The 26,592-nt window shown below is 69.5% G+C and carries 24 protein-coding genes; 9 read left to right on the top strand and 15 right to left on the bottom strand.

The annotated features are described in order from the left end of the window. Position 1: 1 nt before the first annotated feature. From rpsP to ACOQOP_RS17350, 3 genes are all read right to left on the bottom strand, one after another. The gene (rpsP, locus tag ACOQOP_RS17360) at positions 2-421 is read right to left on the bottom strand and encodes a 30S ribosomal protein S16 (protein WP_420563070.1); all 420 of its coding nucleotides are present in this window, start codon (positions 419-421) and stop codon (positions 2-4) included. A gap of 62 nt (positions 422-483) precedes the next feature. Beyond that, positions 484-1,986 (bottom strand): signal recognition particle protein, encoded by a 1,503-nt coding sequence (ffh, locus tag ACOQOP_RS17355; protein WP_420563069.1) that lies wholly within the window; start codon positions 1,984-1,986, stop codon positions 484-486. A gap of 195 nt (positions 1,987-2,181) precedes the next feature. Continuing rightward, positions 2,182-2,526, bottom strand: a complete 345-nt coding sequence (locus tag ACOQOP_RS17350) for a TM2 domain-containing protein (RefSeq protein ID WP_420563068.1) — start codon at positions 2,524-2,526, stop codon at positions 2,182-2,184. Positions 2,527-2,759: 233 nt separating this feature from the next. Between ACOQOP_RS17350 and ACOQOP_RS17345 the strand changes: the two genes are divergently transcribed. Next, entirely contained in the window at positions 2,760-3,059 is a 300-nt protein-coding gene (locus tag ACOQOP_RS17345; protein WP_420563067.1) for a hypothetical protein, read from the top strand. Between the two features lie 172 nt (positions 3,060-3,231). Here ACOQOP_RS17345 and ACOQOP_RS17340 read toward each other — a convergent pair whose 3' ends face one another. Beyond that, the gene (locus tag ACOQOP_RS17340; RefSeq protein ID WP_420563066.1) at positions 3,232-4,491 is read right to left on the bottom strand and encodes a flavin-dependent oxidoreductase; all 1,260 of its coding nucleotides are present in this window, start codon (positions 4,489-4,491) and stop codon (positions 3,232-3,234) included. Positions 4,492-4,571: 80 nt separating this feature from the next. On the opposite strand from ACOQOP_RS17340, the gene ACOQOP_RS17335 reads away from it, so the two are divergent. Further along, entirely contained in the window at positions 4,572-5,375 is an 804-nt protein-coding gene (locus ACOQOP_RS17335) for an alpha/beta fold hydrolase (protein WP_420563065.1), read from the top strand. Positions 5,376-5,379: 4 nt separating this feature from the next. Here ACOQOP_RS17335 and ACOQOP_RS17330 read toward each other — a convergent pair whose 3' ends face one another. Continuing rightward, positions 5,380-6,768, bottom strand: coding sequence for a PLP-dependent aminotransferase family protein (locus ACOQOP_RS17330; RefSeq protein ID WP_420563064.1), 1,389 nt, complete (start codon positions 6,766-6,768; stop codon positions 5,380-5,382). Positions 6,769-6,903: 135 nt separating this feature from the next. Here ACOQOP_RS17330 and ACOQOP_RS17325 point away from each other — a divergent pair, with 135 nt between their 5' ends. From ACOQOP_RS17325 to ACOQOP_RS17305, 5 genes are all read left to right on the top strand, one after another. Next, positions 6,904-7,878, top strand: a complete 975-nt coding sequence (locus ACOQOP_RS17325) for a threonine dehydratase (protein ID WP_420563063.1) — start codon at positions 6,904-6,906, stop codon at positions 7,876-7,878. A 30-nt stretch (positions 7,879-7,908) separates the two neighbouring features. Then, positions 7,909-8,625, top strand: a complete 717-nt coding sequence (locus tag ACOQOP_RS17320) for an alanyl-tRNA editing protein (protein WP_420563062.1) — start codon at positions 7,909-7,911, stop codon at positions 8,623-8,625. A gap of 84 nt (positions 8,626-8,709) precedes the next feature. Then, a complete protein-coding gene (locus ACOQOP_RS17315; RefSeq protein WP_420563061.1) occupies positions 8,710-9,609 on the top strand; it encodes a PhzF family phenazine biosynthesis protein in 900 nt (299 codons plus the stop codon). Between the two features lie 272 nt (positions 9,610-9,881). Next, positions 9,882-10,787 carry a PhzF family phenazine biosynthesis protein gene (locus ACOQOP_RS17310; RefSeq protein ID WP_420563060.1) on the top strand — a complete coding sequence of 302 codons (906 nt, stop codon included), beginning with the start codon at positions 9,882-9,884 and terminating at the stop codon, positions 10,785-10,787. Then, the gene (locus ACOQOP_RS17305) at positions 10,784-11,269 is read left to right on the top strand and encodes a GNAT family N-acetyltransferase (protein WP_420563059.1); all 486 of its coding nucleotides are present in this window, start codon (positions 10,784-10,786) and stop codon (positions 11,267-11,269) included. Before ACOQOP_RS17310 ends, ACOQOP_RS17305 begins: the two co-directional genes overlap by 4 nt. A gap of 18 nt (positions 11,270-11,287) precedes the next feature. Here the strand turns inward: ACOQOP_RS17305 and ACOQOP_RS17300 are convergent, their stop codons facing one another. Then, positions 11,288-12,658, bottom strand: coding sequence for an MFS transporter (locus tag ACOQOP_RS17300; protein WP_420563058.1), 1,371 nt, complete (start codon positions 12,656-12,658; stop codon positions 11,288-11,290). A gap of 134 nt (positions 12,659-12,792) precedes the next feature. On the opposite strand from ACOQOP_RS17300, the gene ACOQOP_RS17295 reads away from it, so the two are divergent. Next, positions 12,793-13,305: a YHS domain-containing (seleno)protein gene (locus ACOQOP_RS17295; protein ID WP_420563057.1), complete on the top strand. Its 513-nt coding sequence runs from the start codon at positions 12,793-12,795 to the stop codon at positions 13,303-13,305. A gap of 3 nt (positions 13,306-13,308) precedes the next feature. Here the strand turns inward: ACOQOP_RS17295 and ACOQOP_RS17290 are convergent, their stop codons facing one another. From ACOQOP_RS17290 to ACOQOP_RS17275, 4 genes are all read right to left on the bottom strand, one after another. Then, the gene (locus ACOQOP_RS17290; RefSeq protein ID WP_420563056.1) at positions 13,309-14,820 is read right to left on the bottom strand and encodes a HAMP domain-containing sensor histidine kinase; all 1,512 of its coding nucleotides are present in this window, start codon (positions 14,818-14,820) and stop codon (positions 13,309-13,311) included. Between the two features lie 90 nt (positions 14,821-14,910). Next, complete coding sequence (rpoD, locus tag ACOQOP_RS17285) at positions 14,911-16,866, bottom strand: RNA polymerase sigma factor RpoD (RefSeq protein ID WP_420563055.1); 1,956 nt, start codon at positions 16,864-16,866, stop codon at positions 14,911-14,913. A gap of 48 nt (positions 16,867-16,914) precedes the next feature. After that, entirely contained in the window at positions 16,915-18,825 is a 1,911-nt protein-coding gene (gene dnaG, locus ACOQOP_RS17280) for a DNA primase (protein ID WP_420563054.1), read from the bottom strand. 228 nt (positions 18,826-19,053) lie between these two features. Next, on the bottom strand, positions 19,054-20,208 hold the full coding sequence (locus tag ACOQOP_RS17275; RefSeq protein WP_420563053.1) for an alpha/beta fold hydrolase: 1,155 nt from the start codon (positions 20,206-20,208) through the stop codon (positions 19,054-19,056). Between the two features lie 104 nt (positions 20,209-20,312). Between ACOQOP_RS17275 and ACOQOP_RS17270 the strand changes: the two genes are divergently transcribed. Further along, positions 20,313-21,587, top strand: coding sequence for an MFS transporter (locus ACOQOP_RS17270; protein ID WP_420563052.1), 1,275 nt, complete (start codon positions 20,313-20,315; stop codon positions 21,585-21,587). Between the two features lie 6 nt (positions 21,588-21,593). Here ACOQOP_RS17270 and ACOQOP_RS17265 read toward each other — a convergent pair whose 3' ends face one another. The 5 genes from ACOQOP_RS17265 to ACOQOP_RS17245 form a co-directional block, all read right to left on the bottom strand. Then, entirely contained in the window at positions 21,594-22,391 is a 798-nt protein-coding gene (locus ACOQOP_RS17265; protein ID WP_420563051.1) for an ABC transporter permease, read from the bottom strand. Next, entirely contained in the window at positions 22,384-23,151 is a 768-nt protein-coding gene (locus ACOQOP_RS17260) for an ABC transporter ATP-binding protein (protein WP_420563050.1), read from the bottom strand. The genes ACOQOP_RS17265 and ACOQOP_RS17260 overlap by 8 nt, the downstream gene beginning before the upstream one ends. A gap of 17 nt (positions 23,152-23,168) precedes the next feature. Continuing rightward, positions 23,169-24,194 (bottom strand): ABC transporter substrate-binding protein, encoded by a 1,026-nt coding sequence (locus tag ACOQOP_RS17255; protein ID WP_420563049.1) that lies wholly within the window; start codon positions 24,192-24,194, stop codon positions 23,169-23,171. Positions 24,195-24,311: 117 nt separating this feature from the next. After that, positions 24,312-25,670, bottom strand: coding sequence for an ABC transporter ATP-binding protein (locus ACOQOP_RS17250; RefSeq protein WP_420563048.1), 1,359 nt, complete (start codon positions 25,668-25,670; stop codon positions 24,312-24,314). Further along, a complete protein-coding gene (locus ACOQOP_RS17245) occupies positions 25,660-26,490 on the bottom strand; it encodes an ABC transporter permease (protein WP_420563047.1) in 831 nt (276 codons plus the stop codon). Before ACOQOP_RS17245 ends, ACOQOP_RS17250 begins: the two co-directional genes overlap by 11 nt. Positions 26,491-26,592: the final 102 nt, after the last annotated feature.

Genomic DNA, 26,592 nt, shown 5'->3' with positions numbered 1-26,592 from the left:
CTCAGGCCTCGGCCTTCTCTTCCTCAGCCGGAGCCTCTTCGGCCGGCGCGGCAGCCTCGGCGGCGGCCTTCTCGGCGGCTTCGGCGGCCTTCGCGGCTTCCTCGGCCTCGCGCTCGGCGCGCTTCTTGCCCGGGGCGGCCTTCTTGGTCTGCTCGGTCCACACGAACGGATCCATCACGCCGGCCTTGCCCAGCATCTTGTGGACGCGGTCGGTGGCCTGGGCGCCGACGGACAGCCAGTGCTTCACGCGGTCTTCCTTGATCACCAGGCGGTGCTCATGGTCCTGCGGCAGCATCGGGTTGTAGGTGCCCAGCTTCTCGACGAAGCGGCCGTCGCGCGGCGAGGTCGCCTCGGCGACGACGATCCGGTAGAACGGGCGCTTCTTGGCGCCGCCGCGGGACAGGCGGATGCGAAGTGACATTGTCGTTCCTTTCTCAGTACATTCTTTAATTTGATCAATACGTTAGTCGTGATCCGGCAGGCTCACTTGCGCTTGCCGGGAAATCCTGGAGGCAGGCCGCCGAGGCCGGGAAGGCGCGGACCGCCCATCCCGCCGCCGAGACCGGGCATGCCGCCCATGCCCCCGCCCATGCCTCCGCCCATGCCGCCGGACGGCATCTTCGGCATCTCGCCCGGGGCCGGCATGCCGCCGCCGCCCATCAGGCCCTTCATCATGCCCTTGCCGCCCATCTTGCCGACCTTCTTCATCATCTTGGCCATCTCCAGATGGCTCTTCAGAAGGCGGTTGATGTCCTGCACCTCGGTGCCCGATCCGGCGGCGACGCGGCGCTTGCGCGAGGCGTTCATGACCCGTGGGTTGACCCGCTCGGCCTTGGTCATCGAGGAGATGATGGCTTCCTGGCGCTTGAGCTGGCTGTCGTCGATATTGGCGCCGGCGAGCTGCTTCTGGAGCTTGCCCACGCCCGGCAGCAGGCCGAGCACGCCGCCCAGGCCGCCGAGATTGCGGAGCTGCTTGAGCTGGGCCGCCATGTCGTCGAGCGTGAAGGTGCCCTTCATCATCCGCTCGGCCATCTTCTCGGCCTCTTCGGCCTCGATGGTCTGGGCGGCCTTCTCGACCAGGGACACCACGTCGCCCATGCCGAGGATCCGGCCGGCGATGCGCTCGGGGTGGAAGTCCTCGAGGTCGGTGACCTTTTCGCCGACACCCAGCGCCTTGATCGGCTTGCCGGTGACGCCGCGCATGGAGAGTGCGGCACCGCCGCGGCTGTCGCCGTCGACGCGGGTCAGGATGATGCCGGTGATGCCGACACGCTCGTCGAAATTGGTGGCGGTGGTGACCGCGTCCTGACCGGTCAGTGCATCGGCGACCAGCAGCACCTCGTGCGGGTTGACCGCGTCGCGCACCGAGCGCGCCTCAGCCATCAGCCCCTCGTCGATCGAGGTGCGGCCGGCGGTGTCCAGCATGACCACGTCGTAGCCCTGCAGGCGGCCGGCGGTCATCGCCCGCTTGGCGATGGTCAGCGCGGTCTCGCCCTGGACAATGGGAAGGGTGTCGACGCCGACCTGCTCGCCGAGCGTGCGGAGCTGCTCGCGCGCCGCCGGGCGGGTGACGTCGAGCGACGCCATGAGCACCTTCTTGCGGTCGCGCTCGGCGAGCCGCTTGGCCAGCTTGGCGGTGGTGGTGGTCTTACCGCCGCCCTGCAGGCCGACCATCAGGATCGGCACCGGGGCCGCCGCGTTCAGGCTGACCGCCTGGCTGTCGGAGCCGAGCGTGGCGACCAGTTCGTCATGCACGATCTTGACGACCATCTGGCCCGGGGTGACCGACTTGATCACCTCCTGGCCGACCGCGCGGTCGCGGACCCGGTCGATGAAGGACTTCACCACCGGCAGGGCGACGTCGGCCTCGAGCAGCGCCACGCGCACTTCGCGCATGGCGGCCGACACGTCGCTTTCGCTCAGTGCGCCGCGTTTCTTCAGGCGGTCGAAGACCGACCCAAGACGCTCGCTCAATCCCTCGAACACGTCGTCACCCGTGGTGCGTTACGGTCGAAACCAAATCCGGTTGTCCCAAACGGAAACGCGCCCGTGCTCGAACCCTCGAGGACGGACGGAACCCGTTAAGGTCTCGGCGGCCGAAGCTGTGCCAAGAAGCGCGCTGTGTACGGGCAACCGCCCGCGGAGTCAAGTTTGGGGGCCGACGGCTCCCGCCGGGCCGCCTCAGCGGCTCAGCATGGCGATCAGTTCCTGGTTCTTGTCGCGGGCGATGCCGGGGATGAGGAACAGGTCGAGGAACCACCAGATCGCCGGGATCAGCAACAGGAAGCCGAACACGCCGAAGGTAATGCTGGAGAGGGCGCCGAAGATCACCCACATGGCGAGCATGACCAGCGCGCTCTTCACCGCGCCCAGATAGAAGCGGTGCACCGCGAAGGTGCCGAGGAAGAACCAGAGCAGATAGGCGATCAGCACCGACTTCTTGTTGGCGTCGTACTGCATGATCCGCTCGGCCTCGCCGGAGGGACCGTAATAGCCGTTGGTGCGCTCCGGCGACGTGTCGGTCATCGTGGGTTTCCTCTGTCTCTCTCGCTCTGTCCAATCCCTCATATGGGGACGCATGCCAAATCTGCAAAACCGGCATAGCCGGTCCGCGTCCGGTGCATGGGTTCCCCTCTTTTAAGACTTGGCATTGCAGAGGATATTCCACGCCGCGATCTGGGGAGCCCGGCGACTGTGTCCGGCGATAACCGGGGCGCGCCGCGCCGCACGCGCGATCGGGCCGGGAGGCCCCTCCACCCATGTTCTTCACCACCATCCGCACCGCTGTCTTCGCGGCGCTCGCGCTTGCGCTCGTCTCCACCGCCGCCTCGGCCGCCGGCAACGCCAACCGCGGCCTCGCCCCGGCGACCGACGCCAAGACCTGCGGCCAGCTGATCAAAGACACCCGCGAGATGCTGAACGAGACCGAGGTCACCGAAGAGACCGACAAGCAGGTTGAGGCGATGATCAAAGAAGCCGATGCCCAGTGCAAGGCGAGCGAGTTCGGCAAGGCCACCGACACCGTCGTCCAGGCCCGCACCCTGCTGACCAAGGAATAAGGCTTGGAGCAAATCGCGATCGGATGGACACAGATGATCGTGTGACTTTGCTCCAGCTCTCATCGTTTAGAGGACGATTCACGGTTCAGATCGGGTCGATCTGAACCGGTCGTGCTCTGGGACTACTCGTATCGGCCGTCGGCCGGTCTGACTTGCTTGCCCCAGCCCCCGGTCAGGCCGCCGCTTCCGGCACGATGGGCGGCCGCGCGTTAAGAGCGTCCTTGTCGAACCCGGCAAGGCGCTTGTAAGCCGCGGCCGTCCCCTCCCTCTCCTCCGCGTTCAACACGTCGTCGATCCGCTCGAAGCCGTTCGGTGCGCGCTCCTCCACCATCTGCATGACCTGCTCCGGCCCGTTGCCCCGATTGGCGGTGACGATCCTGGCCGTCGCCGGCAGCCGCTCGGCCTCATAGGCGTCCAGGGCGGCCGTCGTCAGGCCCCCGGTCAGCAGCTCCCGCGTCAGCACGCGGGCATCCAGGATCGCCTGGCTCGCCCCGTTCGACCCGATCGGATACATCGGATGGGCGGCGTCGCCCAGCAGGGTCAGCCGGCCGTGGCGCCAGGCGTCCAGCGGGTCGCGGTCGACCATCGGGTATTCGTAGACCGTCTCCGCTGCCCGGATCAGGCCGGGCACGTCCAGCCAGTCGAAGCGCCAGCTCTCGAAGGGCGGCAGGTACTCCTCCACCTTGCCGGCCCGGTTCCAGTCCTCGCGCCGCCAGGACTGGTCCGGGCTGAACTTGCGCTCGGCGACGAAGTTGATGAGCTGGCGGCCGTCGGGCAGGTCGCGCAGCGGGTAGCAGACGAATTTCTGATACTCGTGGCCGGCCATGATCATGGTGCGCCCGCCCAGGAACGGCGGCGCCACCGCGGTGCCGCGCCACAGGATCGCGCCGTTCCAGATCGGCGGCCCCTCGTCCGGATGCAGGGCGGCGCGGGCGGCGGAGTGGATGCCGTCGGCGGCGATCAGGACGTCACCCTCCACCTCGGCGATCTGCGCCCCGGTCCGGTCGGCGAAGCGGGCGGCTATGCGGTCGCCGCGCTCCTCCCATCCGGTCAGGACATGGCCGGTGGCGATGGTGTCCGGCCCCAGCCGCTCCAGCACCGTGCGGGTCAGCAGCATCTGCAGCTCGCCGCGATGGATGGAGATCTGCGGCCAGGCATATCCCGCGTCGCGGCCCCGCGGCTCCGACCAGATCTCCTGGCCGCGGCGCGAGTAATAGGCGAGCCGGGCGGTGGGGATGCCCAGTGACAGCAGTGTGTCCAGCAGGCCGAGCTCGGTCAGCTCGCGCACCGCATGGGGCAGGACGTTGATGCCCACACCCAGCGGCGCCAGCTTCTCCACCGCCTCGAACAGCCGGCACGGGATGCCGACCTGATGCAGGCTCAGCGCCAGTGTCAGGCCCCCGATTCCGCCGCCCGCGATCAGCACGGTCATGGCCGTCCCCTCCTTTCCCGTCTTTTCCCGCGATGATAGGGAGGGCGTGCGGGATCACACAAGCGAGGCGTAGGGGCGCGATGACGGCGAGACAGAGCGAGACCGTGCAGACCGGCTTCGGCCAGGTCGAGGTGCATCGCTGGGGGCCCGGCGGCCGGCCGCTGGTGCTCCTGCATGCCGCCGCGACCGGTCCGAGAGCCTATGGCGGGCTGGCCGAGCGTCTGGCCGAGGCGGGGTGGCAGTGCCTGGCCCCCGCCCTGCACGGCTACGGCAACAGCCTGGTCCTCGGTGCCGCCTCCGCCGTCGAGGGGCATGCGGCGATCGCCACCTGGCTGGCGGAGGTGAGCGGCGCGCGCAGCATCGTCGGCCATTCCATGGGTGGGCTGGCGGGTCTGCTGGCCGCCCCCTCGGCCGAGCTCGACCGGCTGGTGCTGTTCGAGCCCATCCTGTTCGACGCCCTGGACCGCCAAGCGGATGCGGATCTGATCGCCACCGAGGCGGAGATGGCGGCAGCCATGCAGCGTCATCTGGCCGACGGGCGGGCGGCCGAGGCGGTCCGGGTCTTCGTGGAGGCCTGGAACGACACCGCCTGGACGGCGCTGCCGGAGCCGGCCCGCGCCCGGCTGACCGCCCAGGCGTCGGTGGTGGTCGCGGAGACGGAGACGACCGGCAGCGTCGGGATCGCCCCGGAGGTCTGGCAGGCCGCCCCGCCGGTCGCCTTGATTCACGGCGACCGTTCGCCCGAGATCGCCCGGCGCATGGTGGCGGGTGCCGCCCGACATCTGCCCCGGTCGACGGTGACGTCGCTGACCGGCATCGGCCATATGGCGCCGATCCTGACCCCGGAGCCGGTGGCCGAGGCGATCCTGGCCGCCCTTTCCTGACGTCTCACATGAAGGCGCGGTCCTCCGCCGGGCCGTGCAGCAGGGTTTCCGCCACGATATGCAGCCCGGCGATCGCCTCGTCGTCGCTGCGCGGGCGGCCCAGTGCCAGGCGGATGCGGTTGCGTCCCGCCCCGGTCACCGTGGCGAAGACCTCTCCCGCCGTGGTCACCACGCCCTTCTCGAGCAGCGCCGCTGCCGGATCCACCCCTTCCCACGTGTCGGGGATGCGCAGCCAGGCATGGGGGCTTGCCTCCGAGCGGATCGAGACCAGGGGGCCGAGTATCTGGCGGGCGGCGTCGGCCCGGCGGATCTGCGCCCGCCGCTTGCCCTCGCGCAGCCGGTCCGCCGTCCCGTCGGCGAGCCAGCGGGTCGCCACCTCGGCATTGAGCGGGGAGGCCATCCAGATCGAATCCCGGATCGCGGCCCGGCCGCGCGTGCGCATCCGCGGCGGCATGTGCAGGGCGCCGATCCGCAGCCCCGGCGACAGGTGTTTCGACGCGCTGGTCAGGTAGATCACGTGCTCTGGCGCGAAGGCGGAGAGCGGGGCCGGCACGTCCGCATCGGCATAGGCCCGGTACAGGTCGTCCTCGACCACCGGCAGGCCGTAGCGCTCGACCACCCGCGCCAGTTCCCGCCGGCGCGGCTCGGCGAAGGTGAGCGAGGTGGGGTTGTGCACCGTCGGAATGAGGAACAGCGCCTTGGGCCGGTGGTGGCGGATCGCGGCGTCCAGCGCGTCGGGCGCCATGCCGTGCTCGTCCCACTCCACGCCCACCGTGCGCAGCCGCAGGATCGAGGCCACGCCGATGAAGCCCGGATGGGTCAAGGGATCGCACAGCACCACGTCCCCCGGCTCGGTCAGCGCCTGCAGTGCCGAGGAGATCGCGTGCTGGGCGCCGGCGGTGATCAGGGTTGTCTCCGCCGTCGCGTCCACCCCGAAGCCCGAGATCCACTGCGCCATGGCCGCCCGGTGCTCGCGCCGTCCGCCATTGGTGTCGTAATCGGCCAGCCGCAGCTCGCGCGGGTCGGCGACGATCTGCGCCAGGGTCGCCCGCAGGGCCGCCTCGGACTCCGCCATCTCGGTCGGGAAGTTCAGGCCCATATCGACCGGGGCCGGCTCGCTGTCTGAGTTCCTACCCCAGCCATGGGTGCGCGGGTCGCGCACGAAGGTGCCGCGGCCGATCTCGCCGTCGACCAGCCCCCGGGCCGTCACCTCCTTATAGGCGCGGGTGACCGTGCCCACGGTCACCCCCAGGCGCCAGGCGAGGTCGCGATGGGTCGGCAGCCGGGTGCCCACGGCCAGCCGGCCGGCCTGGATGTCGTCGGCGATGGCCTCGGCGATGGCCCGGTAGCGCGGCCCGGCGCGGCGGTCGATATCGGGCAGCCAATGCGTCATGGTGACAATGTTCCGCTTGAACCGATTGAAGGGAGACAATATGCCGGACAATCAGAAAGACAATTCAAACATTGTCCCAGTGACAGATCGGGCGACGGATCAGACCGGGACTGTGTCGAGACAGGGAACGAGCCGATGACCCAGAGCGATGCCCTCGACCGCATCAATGCCGCCGCCGAGATCGTCTATTCGGTCATGGCGCCGACCCCGCAATACGCCTGGCCGCTGCTCTGCGACCGGGTCGGGGCCGAGGTCTGGGTCAAGCACGAGAACCACACGCCGGCCGGCGCCTTCAAGATCCGCGGCGGCTCGGTCTATGTGGACCACCTGCGCCGCACCCAGCCGGAGGTGACCGGCGTGATCGCCGCCACACGGGGCAATCACGGCCAGTCGGTGGCCATCGCCGCCCGGCGGGCCGGGCTCTCGGCCACCGTCGTGGTGCCGGAAGGCAATTCAGTGGAGAAGAACGCCGCCATGCGGGCCTGGGGCGGCGAGCTGCTGGTCCACGGCCGCGACTTCCAGGAGAGCTTCGAATACGCCCAGGACCTGGCGCAGGAGCGCGGCCTGCACATGTTCGCCAGCTTCCACGACCGGCTGGTGGACGGGGTCGCGACCTACGGCCTGGAGCTGTTCACGGCGGCCCCGGACCTGGAGGCGGTGTTCGTGCCGATCGGGCTCGGCTCCGGCATCTGCGCGGTGATGCAGGCGCGCGACGCGGTCGGCTCCAAGGCCGAGGTCTGGGGCGTGGTGTCGGAGACGGCGCCGGCCTATGCGCTCAGCTTCGCGGCCGGCCATCCGGTCTCCACCAACGCCTCCAGCGCGCCGACTATCGCCGACGGGGTCGACTGCCGGGTGCCGAACGCCGCCGCCTTCGAGCGGATCAAGGCGGGGGCGGCCGGGATCATCAAGGTCTCCGACGCCGAGATCGCGGACGCCATGCGGGCCTATTACACCGACACCCACAACATTGCGGAAGGGGCCGGGGCGGTGCCGCTGGCCGGGCTGATGCAGGTGCGCGACCGCTGGCAGGGACGCAAGGTTGGCGTGATCCTGTCCGGTGGTAATGTGGACATGGACGTCTACCGCCAGGTCCTGACGGGGACGTCCTGACGCCATGAGATTCGACGCGAAAGGTGGATCATGACCGAGGAGCTGTTCCGCGAGGACTCCTACCTCACATCCTGCGAGGCCAAGGTGGTGGCGGTGAGCGAGGAGGGCATCGTGCTCGACCGCACCGTCTTCTACCCGACCGGCGGCGGCCAGCCCGGCGACGTCGGGACCCTGACGACGGCCGACGGGCGGACCGTCCCGGTGGCCGACACCCGCAAGGGCAAGACGGTCACGGGGATCGTCCATGTCCCGGGCGAGGGAGCTGCGGACCTCGCCGAGGGTGACGTCGTGACGGCCACCATCGACTGGGACCGCCGCCATCGGCTGATGCGGATGCACACGGCGATGCACGTCCTGTGCTCGCTGGTCGAGGGTGGGGTGACCGGCGGCCAGGTGGGCGACGGCAAGAGCCGGCTGGACTTCAACCTGGAGCCGGAGAACGTGCCGGACAAGGAGGCCCTGACCGAGAAGCTGAACGCGGTGATCGCCGGCGACCATGCGGTGACCATCGGGTCGATCACGGATTCGGAGCTCGAGTCCAACCCGGATCTGGTGCGCACCATGTCGGTGAAGCCGCCGACCGGGGCCGGCACGGTGCGGATGATCCGCATCGGCGACGCCGTGGACTACCAGCCCTGCGGCGGGACCCATGTGAAGCGTACCGGCGAGATCGGCCGGCTGGACGTGACCAAGATCGAGAACAAGGGAAAGCAGAACCGCCGGATCAACATCGCCCTGGTCGACTGAGGGCAAACCATCGGCGGAAGGATGACGTGCCGGGGTGCCGGCGCGGACGGGTGAGGTGCAGCCAACGCTTTTGAGGAACAAGGAATGACCCTGAGTTTCGAGACCGTGGATGTGTTCACCGACACCCGCTACGGCGGCAACCCGCTGGCGGTGGTGTTCGGGGCCGAGGGGCTCCCGGCCGAGCGGCTGCAACAGATCGCCCGCGAGTTCAATTACTCGGAAACCACCTTCGTCCTGCCGCCGGAAGACCCGGCGCACACCGCGCGGGTGCGGATCTTCTCGACCAAGCGCGAGATGCCATTCGCCGGGCATCCCAACGTCGGCACCGCCGCCGTGGTCGGCTGGCGCGGCGAGCTGTTCGGCCGGCCGTTGGGCGACACGGTGCTGTTCGAGGAGATCGCCGGCGTGGTGCCGGTGGCCCTGACCCGCGAGGGCGGCGCCGTCACCGCGACCACGCTGACCGCGCCGGAAGCCTTCTCCCGCCACCAGGAGGTGCCGGCGGACCAGGTGGCGGCCTGTCTCGGTCTGGACGTCTCGGCGGTGACCACCGCCCGCCACGCGCCGGTAATCGGCTCCGTCGGCCTGCCCTTCATCCTGGCCGAGCTGAGCGATGCCCAGGCGATCCGCCGGGCGACGCCGGTGACCGCCCGCTTCGCCGACCAGCCGGAGGTCGCGGCCAACGGCGCGATCCTGTGCTACGCCCGGGTGGCGGAGCCCGATCTCGACATCCGCGCGCGCATGTTCGCGCCGATCCGCAACGTCGCCGAGGATCCGGCCACCGGCAGCGCCTGCGGGGCGCTGATGGGCCTGCTCGGCACGCTGGAGACCGGCAGCGGGACCCTGCGGCAGCGGATCGCCCAGGGGGTGGAGATGGGCCGCCCCTCGCTGATCCGGGGGGCGGTCGACCACGCGGACGGCACCAGCACCGCCGTGCGCATCGGCGGCCGCTCGGTGCGGGTGATGACGGGGAGCATCGAGGGGTGAGGCGGAGGCAGGCCCTTCGACACGGCCCCCGGCTGATCGCCGGGGCCCTGTTCGGGGCATGCTCCTCTATCCGTCTTCCCCCGTCATCCCGGACGGCCCCGTCCCGGATTTAATCCGGGATTGATCCGGGGACGGGCCGGGTCTCACCGGGGGACGATCCGGGATGACGGGCGAGGGGCGGAGAGTAAAGAAAGGGCCTCACCCTGAGCGGCCCCCGCGTCGGCGGGGGCGTGTCGAAGGGCGATGCACAGACGGAATTCAGGAGCGGTGAAATGACCTTGACCTACGAGACCGTGGACGTGTTCACCGAGACCCCGTTCGGCGGCAATCCGTTGGCGGTGGTGTTCGGCGGCGAGGCCCTGTCGGCCGAGCGCATGCAGGCGATCGCCGTCGAGTTCGGCTATTCGGAGACCACCTTCGTGCTGCCGCCGCAGGATCCGGCGAACACCGCCCGGGTGCGGATCTTCACCCCGACCCGCGAGGTGCCCTTCGCCGGCCACCCCAATGTGGGCACCGCCACGGTGGTCGCCTGGCGGGGCAGTCTGTTCGGCCGGCCGGTCGGCGAGGCGGTCCGCTTCGAGGAGGGGGCCGGGCTGGTGCCGATCGCGATCCTGAGCGAGGGCGGCAAGCCGGTCGGCGCCCAGCTCACCACCCCGCAGCTCTTCCGGCGCGGCGCGCCGGTGCCGGTGGCGGATATCGCCGCCTGTCTGGGCCTGGAGGCCACCGCCATCCGCACCGACCGCCATCCGCCGGTCGGCGGCACGGTCGGGCTGGAGTTCATCCTGGTGGAACTGGCCGACCGGGCGGCACTGGAGGCTGCCCGGCCGATCCGGGCCGAGTTCGAGAGCCGCCTCGCCCATCTGCCGGTCTACGACATCCACTGCTACGTGCGCACCGGCGGCGACGACGTGGACGTGCGGGCCCGCATGTTCGCGCCGCTCGACAACATCGACGAGGACCCCGCCACCGGCAGCGCCAACGGCGCGCTGCTCGGCCTGCTGGCGGAGCTCGACGGGCCGGCGGAGGGCACCATGGCCCTGCGCATTGCCCAGGGGGTGGAGATGGGCCGCCCCTCGCTGCTGCTGGGCGAGGTCGATCGGGCCGGCGGGGCGACGACGGCGATCCGGGTCGGCGGGCGCTGTGTCGCCATGATGCGCGGCGAGCTGGTCATGCCATGAGTCCGACGGTCACCATCGCGCCGGCGGCCACCGAGGCCGACCGGGCCGATTTCGCCGCCCTGGTCCGCGAGTATGTGGACTGGCTGGCGATCGATCTCGGCTATCAGGGGTTGGAAGCGGAGTTGGCGGCCCTGGACCGGGTCTACGCTGCGCCGGGCGGAATCCTGCTGGCGCGCGCCGAGGACGGGGCGGCCCTCGGGGGCGTCGCGGTCAAGCCGTTGCCGAAGCTCGGATCGGGGATCTGCGAGATGAAGCGGCTCTATGTCCGGCCGGCGGGACGCGGTCTCGGCCTCGGTCGGCGCCTGGGCGAGGCGGCGATGGCGCATGGCCGGGCGGCCGGCTTCGCCGCCATGGTGCTGGACACCCTGCCGAGCCGCATGGGCGACGCGGTGGCCATGTACGGCAAGCTCGGCTTCACCCCCCGGGCCGCTTATTACGACACGCCGATCGCCGAGACGATCTTCCTGGAACGCCTGCTCTAGCCCCGTCCTTGGTCCCGATCAGCCGCGCGGCCAGGTCGGATGGTGGTCGTCAATCACGAAGGCATGGGCATGACGCAGCGGGCCGTGGCGGTGCGGATGGCTGTGCGGCTCCGGACCTTCCCAGCCCTCGTGGCGGTGCTGGTGGTGGGCATCGTGGACATGCTCGTGGGTATGCTCCTGCTCCGGATGCTCGTGGGTCAGCACCGCCGCGTCGTCCGCCGGCCACAGCAGGGCGGCCGCCGCCGTCCCCGCCGCCGCCAGGGCCGCCAGCACGGCGAAGGCGATCCAGACCTCCTCCAGCCGTCCCAGCACGCCGGCCAGCGGATAGGCGACCAGCCAGCAGAAGTGGCTGAGCGCGAACTGCGCGGTGAAGACCGCGGACCGCGACTCCTCATCCGATGAGCGGGTGATCACCCGCCCCGCCGGGGTGCCGATCAGCGACCCGGCGAACCCGATAACTGCCCAGGCGGCGGCCAGCGGCGCGAACCCCTGCCCGGCCGACCCGGCCAGGATCGCGACCGTCATCAGCCCGCCGCCGGTCAGCATGACACTGCGCTCCGACACGTGCTCCAACAGCCGGGGCAGGGACAGGGCCGCGATCATCGAGCCGCCGCCGAGCACCGCCATCAGCAGCGCCACCTCGCTCTCGCCGCCGCCGAGGCGGTCGCGCACCAGCACCACCGTGTTGACGATGGCCAGCGCCCCGCCGGCGGAGACCGCGAAATACAGGGCGAACAGGCCACGGAGCCGCGGGGTGGCGAGGAAGATCCGCAACCCCTGGGTCGCCCGGTCGACGAAGCCGCGGACCTGTTTCGCCGCCGGCCGGGGCAGGCTACAGGACAGGATCAAGGCCGCCGAGAGCCCGAAGGTGGCGGCGTTGGCGGCGAACAGCACGTCGTAGGACACCACGGTGAGCGCCAGGGCGGCGAGGCCGGGGCTCGCCAGGTTCTCGATGTCGTAGGCGAGACGCGAGAGCGCCAGCGCGCGCGTGTACGCCTCGGTATCCGGCAGCACGTCGGGGACGGTGGCCTGGAAGGCCGGGGTGAAGCCGGCCGCACAGACGTGCAGGGCGAGGAACAGGGCGTAGACCTGCCAGATCTCGGTGACGAAGGGCAGGCCGAGCACGATGGCGGCACGGGCGACATCCAGGGCGACCAGCATCCGGCGGCGGTCGAACCGGGCGACCACGGCCCCGATCAGCGGCGCCAGGGCGACATAGATCACCATCTTCGCCGCCAGCAGGATGCCGAGCACCAGCCCCGCATCGCCGCCCGCCAGGTCGTAGGCCAGCAGGGCCAGGGCGATCGTCGTCAGGCCGGTGCCGACCAGGCTGGTCACCTGGGCGGCGAACAGGTGCCGGAACGTGCGGTTGGCGAGCGGCGCGAGCATCACCATCAACATGGGGCGGCGGCGGTCGGGTCAAGGCTTCCGGTTCGGGCGCATTCCTGAGAATTGGCGGCCGGACTTCTGTCCGGTATGGTTCCGGACTTGGTCGTGGGGGCCATCATTCGTCGAGAAACATGATGCTGCGAACGACCGGAGTCCGTCTGCCCAGGATCGGGATGCCGATCCTGCTCGTCACGCTCGCCCTGATCGCCGCCGCCGGCCCGGGCAGGGCCGAGCCGGGGGTCACCCTCCACCTGCTTGAAGGCCGGATCGCCGTGAACGGCTACGACCCCGTGGCCTATTTCACCGAGGGGGCGCCGGTGCCGGGCCTGCGGGCCCACGAGCATGAGTCCGGCGGCGCGGTCTACCGGTTCGCCAGTGAGGAGAACCGCCGCCGCTTCGCCGCCGACCCGCAGCGCTACAAGCCGGCCTATGGCGGGTTCTGCGCCTACGGGGTGCGCACCGGCCGGAAATTCCCGACCGATCCCACCGCCTGGCGCATCGTCGACGGGAGGCTCTACCTGCTGCTGAACCCGGCGACCAAGGCGATCTGGGATCTGGAACTGCAGAACAACATCGAGATCGCCGACGCGATCTGGCCGCAGATCGTTCCCTATACCGACACGGAGCTGGTCAGCCGCACGCCCTGACCCTCAGGGTGCGGCCGGCGCCGGCTCGTCGTTCGGCGGCAGGGCGCGCCAGGGCGGCAGGGTGACGGTGATCCGGGTGCCCTCGCCGAAGGTGCTCTCGATCAGCAGCTGGCCGCCATGGGCCTGGGCGATGGCCCGGCACAGGGGCAGGCCCAGCCCGGCCCCCCGGTGCTCCCGGTGCAGGCGGGTATCGAGCTGGGTGAACGGCTCCAGGACCTTCTCGATCTGGTCCTCGGGGATGCCGATCCCGGTATCGGCCACATAGACCGACACCGAGCGGCGGTCGTCGATCGACGCACCGATGGTGATCGTGCCGTCGGGGCGGGTGAACTTCACCGCGTTGGTGATCAGGTTGGACAGAAGCTGCAGGATCAGCCTTGCGTCGGCGCGCAGCGGCGGCACCGCCTCGTCGACCTCGACCGTGACCGTCACGCCGGAGGCGTCGATCTCCGGCCGGCTCATGTCGATGGCCCGGCGGATCTGGGCGTCGATGGCGATGGTCGATTCCGCCGGTATCAGGCCGCCGGCCTCGGCCCGCGACAGGTCGAGCAGGTCGTTGATCAGGTCCAGCAGATGGGTGCCGCTGGTGCGCACGATCTCGGCATAGCTGCTGTAGCGCTCGTCCCCCAGAGGGCCGAACTTCTGGTTCTTCAGCACCTCGGCGAAGCCGATGATGGCGTTCAGCGGGGTGCGCAGCTCGTGGCTCATATTGGCCAGGAAGGCGCTCTTGGCGCGGTTGGCGGCGCGGGCCTCGTCGCGGGCCCGCTTCAGCTCGCCGGTGCGCTCCTCGACCCGCTTCTCCAGGTCGATGCGCGCCTCGTCCAGGGCGGTCTCGTAGGCGGTGTGGCGGCGCTGCATCCGGTTGAAGGCCTCGATCACCCGGGCAACCTCGTCCGCGCCGTGCCACTGCACCTCCTCGCGCGGCGCGCCGAGACGGGTGCTGTCGATCGCCTTCTGCAGCTCCTTCAGCGGCCGGCCGATCACCAGGTCGAAGGCCGCCTGGGTGGCGAAGACGATGGCGACGCTCAGCAGGATGGCGAAGGCGACCAGCACCAGGATGCGCGACCGGGCCGAGGCCCGGATGCCGGCATCGGTCATCACCAGCTCGAGCCGGCCGGCATATTGCAGGTCGGTGCCGACGGCATAGCTGATCGGCGCCTCGCGGATGATCGACTTGCCCTGGGGCGTCTCGCGCGCGCCGAACGCGGCGAGCGGGCGGCCGTCGCGGTCGGTGATGAAAATGCCGATCAGGTCGGGATCGATCAGGGCCGGGGCGGCCTGGGTGGCGATCAGGACCTCGTTACGCTCCCATACCGCCCGGGCCAGCATGACCGCGTTGCTGGCCAGCATCCGGTCGAGCTTCATCTCCAGCCGCTCGACCGCGTCCTCGTAGGTCTCGACCTCGAGCAGGACGAAGAAACCGCCCACCACCGCGATCACCAGCGGCAGCGTCACGGCCAGGAAGGCCATGCGGACGGACCTGAACCGGTACAACCGGCTCAGGCCGCGCTGCATCAAGGAGTTCCGGTCTGCCGCGGCGGTCCTGGCCGGCGGATCTTCTCTGTCCGTGGGACGCCCCACCCCATGTCGTCCTCAGGCAAGGGATCAGTAGTCGAGGAAGCTGCGCAGTTTCCGAGATCGCGACGGGTGCTTGAGCTTGCGAAGCGCCTTGGCCTCGATCTGACGGATACGTTCGCGGGTCACGCTGAACTGCTGGCCGACCTCCTCCAGGGTGTGGTCGGTGTTCATGCCGATGCCGAAGCGCATGCGCAGCACGCGCTCCTCGCGCGGCGTCAGGCTGGCCAGCACCCGCGTGGTGGTCTCGCGCAGGTTCGCCTGGATGGCGGCGTCCAGCGGCTGGACCGCGTTCTTGTCCTCGATGAAGTCGCCGAGATGGCTGTCTTCCTCGTCGCCGATCGGCGTCTCGAGGCTGATCGGCTCCTTGGCGATCTTCAGGACCTTGCGCACCTTCTCCAGCGGCATCACCAGCTTCTCGGCCAGCTCCTCCGGGGTCGGCTCGCGGCCGATCTCATGCAGCATCTGGCGCGAGGTGCGCACCAGCTTGTTGATCGTCTCGATCATGTGCACGGGGATGCGGATGGTGCGGGCCTGGTCGGCGATCGACCGGGTGATCGCCTGCCGGATCCACCAGGTGGCGTAGGTCGAGAACTTGTAGCCGCGGCGGTATTCGAACTTATCGACCGCCTTCATCAGGCCGATATTGCCCTCCTGGATCAGGTCCAGGAACTGCAGGCCGCGGTTGGTGTATTTCTTGGCGATGGAGATCACCAGGCGCAGGTTCGCCTCGACCATCTCCTTCTTCGCGCGGCCGGCCTCGCGCTCGCCCTTCTGCACGGTCTGGACGATGCGGCGGAACTCGCTGATCGGCAGGCCGGCATCGGCCGAGATCAGCGCCAGGTCGGCGCGGTGGTTCTCGATCTGGTCGCCGTAGCTCTCGAAGAACCGGGCCCAGCGGGCGTCCTTCTTCGCCACCCGCTCGCCCCAGCCGGGCTCCAGCTCGTTGCCGAAATGCTCCTCCATGAAGGACTGCCGCGGCACCTTCACGCTGTCGGCCATGCGCCAGAGCTGCATGTCCACCTGTGTCATGCGGCGGTTCAGGGAGTAGAGCTGCTCGACCAGAGCCTCGATACGGCCGTTGTTCAGGCGCACGCTCTCCATCGCCTCGATCAGCTCGCCCTTGAGCTTCTCGTACTTGCGCTCGGTGGTGCGGGCCAGCTCCTCGCCGCGGGTCAGCTTCTCGATGCGGCGCTTCTGCATCTTGGCGAGCTTGCCGTAGGTGTCGGCGATCTTGTCGAAGTTCTCCAGCACCTGCGGGATGAGCTGCTGCTCCATCGCCGACAGGGACAGGTTGTTGTCCTCGCCGTCCTCGCCGTCCTCGTCCTCGTCCTCGCTCTCCGCGCCCTCGGCCTTCTGCGAGCCGGTGTCCTCGCCGTCGTCGCTGTCGTCGGAGGCCGGTGCCGCCGGGGCGTTCTCGGCGCCGTAGGTCGCCTCCAGGTCGATGACGTCGCGCAGCAGGATGGCGCCGTCCTTGAGCTGGTCGCGCCAGTGCACCAGGGCGCGTATGGTCAGCGGGCTCTCGCAGATGCCGCCGATCATCATCTCGCGGCCGGCCTCGATGCGCTTGGCGATGGCGATCTCGCCCTCGCGGGACAGCAGCTCGACCGAGCCCATCTCACGCAGATACATGCGCACCGGGTCGTCGGTCCGGCCGACATCCTCGTCGGAGACGTTGCCGGCCACCGCGCCGTCGCTGTCGCCCTTGTCCTCGTCCTTGTCGCCGTCGTCCTCGTTCTCGACGACGTTCACGCCCATCTCGCTGAGGGCGCTCATGATGTCCTCGATCTGCTCGGAGGACATCTCCTCCTGGGGCAGCGCCGAGTTCACCTCGTCATAGGTGAGGTACCCGCGCTCCTTGCCCTTCTTGATGAGGTTCTTGACCGCCTGGTTGATATTGTCCAGCAGCGGCCCGTCCGGCGCGGCACCCTCTTCGCGGGTGTCCTCGTCGTCGTTCTGAGCCGCCGTTGCTGTCTTAGTCGCCATGAGCCTTCGACCTCATCGTTGTCGCCGGTGTCGACCCCGGCTCCGTTCTCAGTTCGCGTCTTCCAGCGCCGACGCGGAGGTAATCGCCTGAAGCGTGCTTTGCAGGCTCAGCATGCGCTGCCAGCTAGCCTCGCTGAATGTCTGTCCGTATTCCCGCTGCGCATCAAACAGTTGCTCTCGTAGCAGAGGCCCGGCGAATCGTCCAAGCAGTTCCGCCAAACCCTGTCGCGCATCGGAATGGCTGGCGCCCTGCCGAGCGAAGGCCGCGTGGTGCAAAGCCTCGTCGGACAGCAGTCCATCCACCGTTTCCGAATAACCCAACGCCATGAAGTGGTCGCGAAGACCGTCCGCGTCAAGTCCAGGGTCCTCCGCGTTGATCTCTAAGATTTGACGGCGAAGTTTGTCAAGGAATGGGTCGTCGAGCGTCAGGGTGGCCAGCACCTCGCCGAGCTCGTCCAGCAGGCCCGGATGGTGCATGAAGGTGGCCAGGATGACCTGCTGCTGGCGGCGGGGCAGGACGGCGTCGACCCGGGCCCGGGCGGTGCGGCTGCCGATCGGCTCCGGCGGCGGCGGTGGCGTCCATCGCCCGCCGCGCGTCCGATCGCCGCCCCAGCTCCGCTGCGAACCGCCGTAGCCCTGGCCGCGGCCGAACTCGCGCTGGCCATCGCGGCCGCCGGTGCGACCCTTGGGACGGCGCATCTCCTCGATCCGCGCCTCAACGTGGTCCTTGTAGGCGATCTGCACGGTCTGGTCGGCGACCTCGCGCACCAGGTCGCGCATGCGCTTGAAGAAGGCGGCGCGGCGTTCCGGCGTGTCGGTCGGGTTGGCCACCAGCTCGCTGGCCCACAGGAAGTCGGCCAGCCCCCGGGCGGTGGCGAGGATGTCGCGCAGCGCCTTCTTGCCGTCGCGCTTGATCAGGTCGTCCGGATCCTGGCCCTCCGGCAGGGTGACGAAGCGCAGGGAGTGGCCCGGCTTGAGCAGCGGCAGGGCCCGGTCGCAGGCCCGGCGGGCGGCGCGCTGGCCGGCGGTGTCGCCGTCGAAGCACAGGATCGGCTCCGGCGTGATGCGCCACAGCTCGACGATCTGGTCCTCGGTCAGCGCGGTGCCGAGGGGGGCGACCGCCGGGAACCCGGCCTGGGCAAGCGCGATCACGTCCATGTAGCCTTCGGCCACCAGCAGCTCGCCCGACTTGTGGGCCGGCTCGCGCGCCTGGGCGAGGCCGTAGAGCACCCTTCCCTTGTGGAACAGCGGGGTATCGGGAGAGTTCAGGTATTTCGGCTGGCCGTCGCCCAACACCCGGCCGCCGAACGCGATGACCTTGCCGCGCCGGTCGGTGATGGGGAACAGCACCCGGCCGCGCATGTAGTCGACGGTCTCGCCGGCCCGCTCGCCCTCGTCGTAGCGCTTGACCAGGCCGGCCTCCACCAGGACGTCGGTCTCCACGCCCTCGGCCTTCATGGCCCGCTGCAGCGCCTTGCGGTCGTCCGGCGCCCAGCCCAGGCGGAAGGTCTTCAGCGTCTCGTCGGTGAGGCCGCGTTCCTTCAGGTAGCGCAGGCCGGCCTCGCCGGCCGAGGTGTGGAGCTGGCGTTCGTACCAGCGGCAGGCCAGGTCCACCACCTCCTGGAGCGAGCGGCGGCGCTCGGCCCGCTGCTGCTCCTCGGGGCTTTCCTTCGGCACCTCCACGCCGGCCAGGGCGGCGACCTGCTCGACCGCCTCCATGAATTTGAGGCCGTCGTTCTCCATCAGGAACTTGAAGACGTCGCCATGCGCCCCGCAGGCGAAGCAGTGATAGAAGCCCTTGTCGTCGACGATGGAGAGCGACGGCTTGGTGTCGTTGTGGAACGGGCAGACCGCCAGGAACTCCCGGCCCTTGCGCTCCAGCTTGTACTTCCGCCCGACCACGCTGGAGACCGTCACGCGGTCGCGCAGCTCGTCGAGGAAGTGCGGGGGAAGCGACATGGGCGGCGGTGCTCGGCGTGATGGGCGCGGGGCCGCGATCATACGCTTCCGGGGCGGTGATGGCGATCATCGCATTACCCTCCCCCCTCCCTCACTCCCCGGATTTATTCCGGGGCAAGCGGTGGGGTGTGAACTGGGCGCTATCGACAGATTACCGCGGCCCGCCCCGGTCGATCCGCTCGCCCCGGAATAAATCCGGGGAGTGAGGGTATGGGAGAGGGGGTGGCGTCACAGCCCCTTCAGGAATCCCAGCAGCTTGTCTACCACCGCCTCGGGCTGTTCCTGCTGGACCCAGTGGCCCGCCCCGTCGAGGAGGTGGGTGCCCCGCCAGTCCGGACACACCGCGTCGCTCGCCATCGCCTCGATGGCGCCGGGGAACTGGTAGATGCCCCAGTCCTGGGCGCCGGCGATGAAGGTGGACGGCACGTCGATCGTCTTGCCGCTGAACACCTCCTGCTCGCTCAGAAACGCGCCCGTGGTGTTGCAGCGGTACCATTGCAGCCCGCCCTGGAATCCGGTGCGGCCATATTCGCCGGCATAGACCGCCATCTCGCGCTCCGGCAGCCAGCGGTTGGCGGCGATCTCGGCGTCGGACGGCATCTCCTTGGCCACGGTCTGCGCCATGGTCTCGTTCAGATCCATGATGTAGTAGGTCGGCATCTGCGCCAGCGCCTCGGCATTCCAGCCGTCCAGTCGGACCGGCTTGTTCTGCGCCCAGTCGGCGCTCTTGTGGTGGTAGTACGCGCGCAGGAAGGCGTGCAGCCCCTGGGGACAGGCGGTCATGTCCGTGTTGGCCGGGCGGGTCGAATAGTACCACTGGTAATGCTTGCGCGGCCGGGGCAGGGCGGCGAGGTCGGCATGGATGTCGCCCTTGGCCGCCGGCGCTTCGAACGGCGTCTTCGGCGGGCCGGCGAAGGGCGAGCTCATCATGGCGAGCGCGCGGAACACGTCGGGCCGCACCAGGGCGCAGGTCGCGGCGATGGGCGAGCCGAAATCATGGCCGATCACCGCCTCCACATGGCGGCGCCCCTGGGAGGCGAGCAATCCGAGAATGTCGCGCAGCAGGTTGAGCGGCCGGAACGGCGTCAGCGGTCCGTCATACTCCGCGTCCCAGCCGGTGGTCCGGCCGTAACCGCGCTGGTCGGGGGCGAGCACGTGGTATCCGGCCGCCGCCAGGGCCGGCATGACCTTGCGCCAGCTATAGGCCAGCTCCGGGAAGCCGTGCAGCAGCAGCAGGCACGGCTTGCCGTCCGCCCCCTCCCAGCCGGCCTCCAGCAGGTGCATCCGCAGCCCGTTGATGTTCTCCACGAAGCGCGAGCGCACGCCGTCGGGAAGAAGCGAGGGGTCCAGAGGGTCCTGGGGAATGAGCGAGGGATGGGTCATGGCGGGGGCGTCTCCTGGTGTCCCGGGCTGTTCATTTGCCCGGTGTGTCCTTGAACCCCTATCCTAGGTCGCCCGTACCTCTTCGCGATAGCGCCCGGGATGTCATGATCGCTTCCGTCTCCGCCCTGCTGACCAGTCTCGCCCTTCTGCTCGCCGGCAACGGGCTGCTGACCCTGCTGCTGCCGACCCGCGCCGTGATGGACGGCATGTCGACCGGCGCCATCGGCCTCGCCATGTCCGGCTATTTCGCCGGCTACGTGATCGGCTGCCTGCTGACGCCGCGCATCGTGCAACGGGTCGGCCATATCCGCAGCTTCTCCGCCCTGGCGGCCCTGGCGGCGGCGACGGCGCTCGCCTATGCGCTGGCCGGGGACCCGATCGCCTGGTTCCTGCTGCGCGCCCTGTCGGGCATCGCCATGTCCGGGCTGACCATGATCGTTGAGAGCTGGCTGAACGACCGGGCGACCGACGAGACCCGCGGGCGGATCATTTCCGTCTACCGCATCGTCGACCTGAGCGCGGTGTCGGTCGGTCAGTTGCTGCTCAGCGTCGCCCCGCCGGCCGGGTTCGAGCTGTTCAGCCTGTCGGCCATCCTGATCGTGCTCGCCCTGGTGCCGACGGCGGTCTCCACCGCCCAGGCGCCGGCGCCGATCCAGAACGTGAAGATCCGGCTGTTCTATCTCTGGCAGGTCTCGCCGCTCGGCCTCGCCGCCGCCCTCGCGGTGGGCGTGGGCAACGGCGCCTTCTGGTCGCTGGGGGCGGTGTTCGGGCAGAAGACCGGGCTCGATACGGTCGGCATCTCCCTGTTCATGACGGCGACGGTGATCGGCGGGGCGGTGATGCAGGTGCCGATCGCCGCCCTCGACCGCCACTTTGACCGCCGCCTGCTGCTGATCGGTTCCGCCTTCGCCACCGCCATCGTCAGTGCGGGGGCCGCCTTCGTGGCGCCGATCTCGGTCACCTGGGCGGTGATCTCCGGCTTCGCGCTCGGCGGGCTGTTCCTGCCGATCTACGGCCTGGCTCTGGCCCATGCCAACGACCGGCTGGCGGCGGGCGACTTCGTGGTGATGAGCGGCGGGCTGCTGCTGACCTACGGCATGGGCGCCATCGTCGGCCCGCCCATCGCCTCGTTCCTGATGGAGGGGTTCGGGCCGCGCGCCCTGTTCCTGCACGTGTCCGCCGTCTGGCTGCTGCTGGTGCTGTTCGGCCTGTGGCGCCTGAAGGCCCGCCCGCCGGTGGCGCTGGAGGAGCAGGCCGAGCTGGTGCCGACCCCGCGCGGCGGCGCGATGATGTTCGAACTCGATCCCCGCACCGAGGATCCGGCGCCGAGCCCGCCGGAAGAGGACACGCCGAAGCCGCCCTATAACGCGGGGCAGTAGATCCGGCTATCGGCGCCAGGCGAGCAGGCCGCGCTCGGCCCGGCCGATCAGCCAGTTCACCACCAGGCCGATGGCCGAGAGGATGGCGACGCCGGCGATCAGCTCGTCGGTCGCCATCAGGCTGCCGGCCAGCAGGATATAGGCGCCGATCCCGTATTCGGCGCCGATCATCTCGGCGGCGACCAGCAGGACGATGGCAATGGCGGCGGAGATCCGGAAGCCCGGCAGGATCGCCGGCAAGGCGCCGGGCAGGATGATCTTGCGCACGATGGAGAACCAGGACAGGCCGAAGGACTGGGCCATGCGGATCAGGGTGCGGTCGACGTTGTCGACGCCGCCATAGGTGGCGACCACCGTGGGGAAGAAGGTGCCGAACAGGATGGTGGCGACTTTGGAGCCCTCGCCGATGCCGAACCAGATCACGAAGAGCGGCAGCAGGGCGATCTTCGGCACCGGGAAGATCGCGGCGACGATCGGGGCGAGCCCGGCGCGGGCCAGCGAGAACAGCCCGATGGCGAGCCCCACGGCGATGCCGAGCAGGGTGCCCAGGCTCCAGCCGACCACCAGGCGCTGCAGCGAGGCGCCGAGATGGTCCCAGATCAGTCCGGTCTCCACCAGCCGGGCAAGGGCGGCATAGACCTCCGAGGGGGCCGGCAGCACCAGCGGCGGGATCGCCCCGGTGCGGCAGCCCAGCTCCCACAGGGCGATGATCGCGGCGAAGACCAGCGGGCCGACCACGCCGAGCTTGCGGGTGGTGAAGCCGCCGCCGCGGAACGGGACCGGCCGGACGTCGCGGTCAGCCATCGACCAGCTCCTTCTCCGCCGCCTCGGCCTCGTCGCGGATCAGCGCCCAGAGCCGGGACTGGTGCGCCTCCAGCTCGGCCATGCGCCCTGGGCGCTCGCCCAGATCCATGTCGATATCGACGATCTCGCGGATCCGCCCGGGCCGGCGCGACAGGACGATCACCCGGTGGCCGAGCCGCACGGCTTCCGCCAGGTTGTGGGTCACATAGACGGCGGAGAACCGCTCGCGCTCCCATAGGGCGACCAGGTCGGCCATCAGCAGCTCGCGGGTCTGGGCGTCCAGGGCCGAGAGCGGCTCGTCCATCAGCATGACCGCCGGGGAGACGGCCAGCGCCCGGGCGATGGCGACCCGCTGGCGCATGCCGCCGGAGAGCTGGCGCGGCCAGGCGCGGCGGAATTCGCTCAGGTTGGTGCGGGCCAGCACATCGGCGACGATCCGCTCGACCGCCTCGGCGCCGAGGCGATGGTCCTCCAGCACGAGCCGGATGTTGCCCTCCACGCTGCGCCAGGGCAGCAGGGCGAAATCCTGGAAGATGAAGGTCAGCGGGTTGAGGCTGGCGGCCGGCGGCGAGCCGACCTGCAGGATCGCGCCGGTATCGGGCCGCTCCAGCCCGCCGATCATCCGCAGCAGGGTGGACTTCCCGCAACCGGACGGGCCGACGATGCAGACGATACGGCCGGCCGGGACCTCGAAATCGATCCCGTCCAGCACGGTGAGCGGGCCGTAGGCGTGGCCGACGCCTTGGATCTTCAGCTCCACGGCCCGCTCCCGCCGGATCAGTAGGTCTCGACGTAGCTCGGGTCGACCAGGCCGTCGATGGCGATATCGCTCTTCACCAGACCCTCCTTCTTGAACCAGGCGAGCTGGTCGGCGACGTTGGTCACGTTCAGCTTCGCCCCCTCGTTCAGCCGGATCGCCCCGTTGCGGATCGACACCGAGGCCTTCTCGTAGGGCTGGGTGGTATAGACGTATTTGTGGATCAGCTTGGTCACCGCCTCGGCCTCTTCCTCGTCGGCGGTCCTGTCGACCAGGGCGGCGTTGAAGTCGGCCGCACCCTTGGCGAAGGCGCTTAGGAACCGCTCGGTCTGGTCGCGCTTGTTGGCGGCGTTGTCGGCGGAGGTGAAGACGGTGGTCACCTGGTAGTCCGGCGCGTAGTCGTTGACCCAGCCGATGATGTGCACCTCCCCGCCGCCGGCGAGCGCCTTGGCGATATGCGGGACGATGGCCCAGGCGTCGACCTGACCCGACTTCAGGGCGGCGATGATGTTCGGCACCTTCTGCAGCGGGGTGAGCTTCAGGTCCTCGACCCCGAAGCCCTCCTTCTCGGCGATCCGGGCCGCCATGTAGTGGAAGGAGGAGCCGGCCTGGGTGATGGCGAAGCTGCGGCCCTTCAGCTTGTCCGGGGAGGTCACGCCGGCCTGATAGGCGGCGTCGGACACCACGATGGCCGAGCCGTCGATGCCCTTCTCCTCGTGCATCACGCCGCCGATCACCTTGATGGCGCCCTTGTCGGCCAGGTTGATCAGGCCGCCGGTGATCGCGGTGATGCCGTAGTCGATATCGCCCGAGGCGATGGCGACGGCCATGGGCTGGGCCGCCTGGAAGAACTCGAACTCGACCTCGAGCCCGGCCTCCTGGAAGTAGCCGCGCTCGAAGGCGATGAAGCTGGCGGCATGGGAGGCGAAGCGCAGGGCGCCGACCTTGATGGTGTCGGCGGCCGAGGCCAGGCCGGCGCCGGCGGTGAGGGCCGGCACGGCGACCAGGGCCGCGAGAAGGGCGCGGCGCGCGACGGCGCCTGTCACTGAACGGATTGCCCGCATCTGTCGTTTCCTCCGGGTGGTGTCTCCGCCGCGCGTCGGCGGATGTTTGGCGCGATAATACCTGGATGAGCCGTCGCCGCCAGACCCGCGGCCCGAGGCTCAGCTCGGCGTGCCGGGCGCCGGCGCGGGGTGGAAGTCGATCGAGGGGATGATCCCCAGATCGACCATGCCGACCAGGCTGTCATCGGGGTCGGGGAGCACCTGGAACATCAGGGCGTCCAGGATACGATGGAGCGACTCCCGCTCCCCATTGACCAGGCCGTTGACGCCGGTGTTGGCGAAATAGGTTCCGGGTGCCAGGACGCAGGTGAACTCGAAAGACACCGAGATCCGGTCCCCGGGCTGGAAGTCGGGCATGTCTTCGGCGAGCCGGTGGGTGGCGCGGCCGCCGAGTTCCACCCCGGTCTTGGTCTTGAACTGTGTGGCGAACCGGACCTTGCGGCAGGCGCCCTCGAAGGAGACCTCGTAGCGCAGGACGTAGGAGCGGCCGCGCACCAGCAGGTTCACCCGCTGGCCGTTCACCGTCTCGATCCGCGGATCCTGGATCGTCGCCCCGTTGCCGCCATGCTCGACCCGGCTCTCGCTGACGAAGGTGGCGTCCATGCCGGACTCGACCTCCGGTGCCGCCGGTGCCGCCTCGATCGCCTTGCCGCGCCCCAGGATCTCGGTCCGGATGCGCTCGCGGTCGGCGCCGGGGGCGTGGGTCAGGCGGTAGTAGTTCGAGGCGACCTCCTTGGGCTCGCCGTCGATCAGCACCTCGCCCCGGTCCATCAGCACCGCCCGGTCGCAGAGCTGGGTGACCATGCCCATGGCGTGGCTGACGAACAGGATCGTCGCCCCGGCGTCGCGCATCGCCTCGATCCGGGCCAGGCACTTGCGCTGGAAGCCTTCGTCGCCCACTGCCAGGGCCTCGTCGACGATCAGGATGTCCGGATCGACACTCACGGCGATCGAGAAGGCGAGGCGGACATACATGCCGCTGGAATAGGTGTTCACGGCCCGGTCGATGAAATCGGCGAGGCCGGAGAACTCGACGATGCTGTCGAAGCGGTCGTCGATCTCCTCCTGGGTCAGGCCCAGGATGGCGGCGTTCAGGTAGATGTTCTCGCGCCCGGTGAATTCCGGGTTGAAGCCGGCCCCCAGTTCCAGCAGGGCGGCGGGGCGGCCGTGCACGGTGACCGAGCCGCCGTTCGGCTGCAGCAGGCCGGCGATCACCTGCAGCAGGGTCGACTTGCCGGAGCCGTTTGAGCCGACGATACCGACGGTCTCGCCCCGGTTCACGGTCAGCGACACGCCGGTCAGCGCCATGAAGACGTCGTAGTAGCGCCCCCGGCCCATGGACAGCATCTGCAGCAGCCGGTCGGCTGGGCGCTTGAAGATCGAGAAGGCCTTGGAGACGTTCTCGATGACGATCGCCGGCTCGCCGACGACCGGCCGGGTCTCCGGTTCAGACGACATCGGCGAAGCCCTTCTTGGTGCGCTGGAACCAGAACGCGCCGACCCACAGGAACACCGCCGCCACGCCGGTATAGATCGCCAGGTTCTGCAGATCCGGCATCACCCCCCACAGGGCCAGGTCGCGGGTCGCGTGCACCGGCACGGAGAGTGGGTTGAACCAGATCAGGGTCTTCAGGAAGTCGGGCAGGGTGTCCGGCGGGAACAGGATCGGGCTGCCGAACAGCAGTACGGTCGACAGGATGCCGACCACATGGCCGATGTCGCGCAGGAACACGCCGAGCGAGGCGAAGAACCAGGAGATGCCGACGACCACGGCGAAGAACGGGATCCAGACCAGCGGCACCAGTGCGATGGTCGGCGGGACCGTGCCGTTGAAGAACAGGATCGCGGCGACCAGGATCACGAAGTTGAAGCCGAGGGTCACCGCCGCCGAGCCGGTCGCCACGAGCGACAGCATCTCCAGCGGGAACACCACCTTCTTCACGAAATTCACGTTCTCCAGCACCAGCACGGGCGAACGGGTCAGCACCTCGGTGATGAAGAAATGCAGCATCAGCCCGGAGAACAGGATGATGCCGTAGTTGTAGTCGAGGTCCGGCACCCGCGACGGGAAGCGCACCTTGAGGATCGTGCTGAACACATAGGCGTAGATCACGAAGGTGAGCAGCGGCGTCAGCAGCGCCCACAACATGCCGAGCGCCGACTTGCGGTAGCGGGACAGGATGTCCCGGCGGACGAGCTGGCGCAGGATCAGGCGGTGGGTGACCAGCGAGCGGCAGATATCCGCGGGCGTGGTGAGGAATCGGGGCGCTGGCGTCATTTCACTCGGGGTCTGCGGGCTCCGGGCCGGGCCGTCGGCGACTGCGCGGGCGGGCCGTCGACATGCCTCGCGGTGTACCCGATCGCCCGAGGGATGGCAATT

Origin of the sequence: Thalassobaculum sp. (assembly GCF_965223715.1) — a bacterium.
GTDB lineage: Bacteria > Pseudomonadota > Alphaproteobacteria > Thalassobaculales > Thalassobaculaceae > Thalassobaculum.
This window is presented reverse-complemented; position numbering and strand designations above follow the sequence as displayed.